Here is a 2,718-nt window from a genome sequence, read left to right on the forward strand (position 1 = left end):
CTGCCTTGCCTAAAAACCAAACATACTGCTGCAAATTTAACCATCAAAGATCAACACGCCCTAGTGCATTTCCCCCTTTAACTACCGATTTATATCTTCCTGCTTTACCTACTATGGTAGAGAAACTAAATACTAACCAAGCCATGGTTAACTTAACACTTAGCGTATACTTTGCAGCCTACGCCATAGGATTATTGTTTTGGGGTCCATTAAGTGAAAAATTTGGCCGTAAACCTGTTTTGCTTATGGGCCTTGGAATATACGTAATAGGCAGTGTGCTTTGTGCGTTATCTAATTTTGTAGAAATGCTTATAGGCGCGCGTTTATTACAAGCCTTTGGCGGAAGTGCAGTAACGGTTGTAGCCACGGCAATAGTAAAAGATTTGTACGATGGCCGCGAGCGAGAAAAAATTATCGCCACTATTATGTCGCTGGTTATTATTGCCCCTATGGTGGCGCCTGTGCTGGGCGCATTGCTATTAAAAATTGCTAATTGGCATATGATGTTTGCTGCTTTAGCCGTGTTTGGCTCGGTGGCTATGTTATTTACCTTTTTTTACCGCGAAACCTTACATACACGCTACGCCGGCTCTGTTTTTCAGTCGTGGGGGCGATTAGCTGTAGTAGTTAAAAACCCGCCATTTTTATCGCTATTGGCTGTTTTTACTATTGTGCCTATGGCGTTAATGTCGTTTTTAGCGGCGGGCTCTTATGTATATATCAATGGGTTTGGTTTATCTGAGCAAACCTTTAGTTACGCCTTTGCAGCGAATGCTGTGTGCGCCTCGTTTGGGCCAACAATTTATATGCGGCTTTCTAAACGTGTATCGGTGAAAAAAATAATTACTGCGAGTTTTTTAACCCTAACAGCATGCGGTATAAGTACCATTTTTATAGGTGGTTTATCGCCTTGGGTATTTGGTGCATTAGCAGCAATAGCCACCCTAACCGTTATTATTACCCGCGTGCCCGGTACTAATTTAATGTTAGAGCAACAAACAACTGACACGGGCTCTGCTGTGGCCGTTATTCAGTTTTGCTCTATGATTGCAGGCGCAATAGGCATGGCGCTTGTATCGCTTAATGCAGAAACATTAATTAAAAACTTAGGTGTTATTCAGCTAAGTATTGGCCTTATAGCGCTTACTTTATGGTTGGTATTTAAAAATAAGGCGTATGTAAGCACCTATATGTCTAAGGTTTAAACACGCTAAAACCGAAAAGGCAGTACAGTAAATTAAAGCTGGCTGTACTGCCTTTTTAAAAAATTACTCCCCCGCTTTTATCGCCTCAATTACCGTGTGCATGCGCTTTGCCATTGGCCTGTTACGATGATGACACACATAAATATTTTCGCTGATTGGGTTGGCTAAATGGTGCGTTTTTATAAGCGCTGGTTTATTAAATGCGCCCACCGCATAGGCAGGTAAAACAGTAAAACCTAGCCCTAAACTTACTGGTTCGAGTATTAAACTTATTTGGTTAGAAAACCCCGTACGCTTAATTTGATCAACATGCTCAAACTCACTGTAGTTTTCGCTAAGTAATAGCTGCGCGTGGTGTTTTGCATCGGGGTGGCCAATAAAGCCAAGCTCACATAAAACCTCCCATGTTGGGTTTTTAATATGTGCTGGAGTTACTAATAATAAAGCTTCTTGGCCAATTTTGTGGCTGGTAACTTCGCTAAGCGTGGGGGCTTGGGTTAAAAAGCCTATGTCGGCACTGTGGTTTGCTACAGCTTGCTCTACACTGGTATTAGGTGCAAAGCGATAATCAATATTAAGCTCGGTATGCTCAGCCTGTAATGCTAATAATTGGCTATAAAATTGTAGCCCACAACTACCAGGCGATTGTATTTTTACTAGGCCGCTGTAAGGCGAGTCATCTTTTAATTGTTGTTCTAAAAATTGCCATTCTTTTAATAACAAGCTGCCTTGCTGATACAAGTTTTGCCCATGCACGGTAAGGGTAAATTGTTTGCCGTGGCGCTCTAATAGCGCGCAGTTTACTTGCTGCTCTAGCTTTTTAATATGCTGACTTACGCCCGATTGGGTCATAAATAAGCGCTCGGCGGTTTGGGTAAAATGATTTACCTCAACCAACGTACAAAACGTGTTTAACCATGTCGGGTTTATCATTACAAAACGTACTCAAAATGATGATTAATGATAATTTTACTTAATAAACACGGGTTCGTAAACTAACTCCATCAACTAATCACAGTTAAAGAGGAAGCATTATGAGTCATACATATCCACGTAGTTTTTCGCACATTGGTATTTCAGTACCAGATGTTGAAAAAGCCGTAGAGTTTTACACTAAGGTGATGGGCTGGTACACCATAATGGAGCCTACCGTGATCACTGAAGATAACAGCCCCATTGGCGAAATGTGCACCGATGTATTTGGTCCAAATTGGGAAAAATTTAAAATAGCGCACCTTTCAACAGGCGACCGCATTGGTGTAGAAATTTTTGAATTTAAAGACCAAGAAAACCCTAAAGACAACTTTGAATACTGGAAAACCGGTATCTTCCATTTCTGTGTACAAGACCCTGATGTGGAAGGCTTAGCGGAGCGTATTGTTGCTGCAGGTGGTAAAAAACGTATGCCAGAGCCACGTTACTACTACCCTGGCGAAAAGCCGTACCGCATGATCTACATGGAAGACCCGTTTGGTAACATCCTTGAGATTTACAGCCACAGCTACGAGCTTAT

At 41.7% G+C, this 2,718-nt stretch carries 3 protein-coding genes; 2 read left to right on the forward strand and 1 reads right to left on the reverse strand.

The annotated features are described in order from the left end of the window. Positions 1-1,205: multidrug effflux MFS transporter (locus B4F91_RS00645; RefSeq protein WP_286936235.1), on the forward strand; the 1,205-nt coding region annotated here is incomplete at its 5' end. 63 nt (positions 1,206-1,268) lie between these two features. Here the strand turns inward: B4F91_RS00645 and B4F91_RS00650 are convergent. Beyond that, positions 1,269-2,138: a LysR family transcriptional regulator gene (locus B4F91_RS00650; RefSeq protein ID WP_055254265.1), complete on the reverse strand. Its 870-nt coding sequence runs from the start codon at positions 2,136-2,138 to the stop codon at positions 1,269-1,271. Between the two features lie 101 nt (positions 2,139-2,239). Between B4F91_RS00650 and B4F91_RS00655 the strand changes: the two genes are divergently transcribed. Next, positions 2,240-2,718: lactoylglutathione lyase family protein (locus B4F91_RS00655; protein WP_288635319.1), on the forward strand; the 479-nt coding region annotated here is incomplete at its 3' end.

Origin of the sequence: Pseudoalteromonas sp. UBA6610, assembly GCF_002433295.1 — a bacterium.
In the GTDB taxonomy this organism is placed as follows: Bacteria; Pseudomonadota; Gammaproteobacteria; order Enterobacterales; family Alteromonadaceae; genus Pseudoalteromonas; species Pseudoalteromonas atlantica.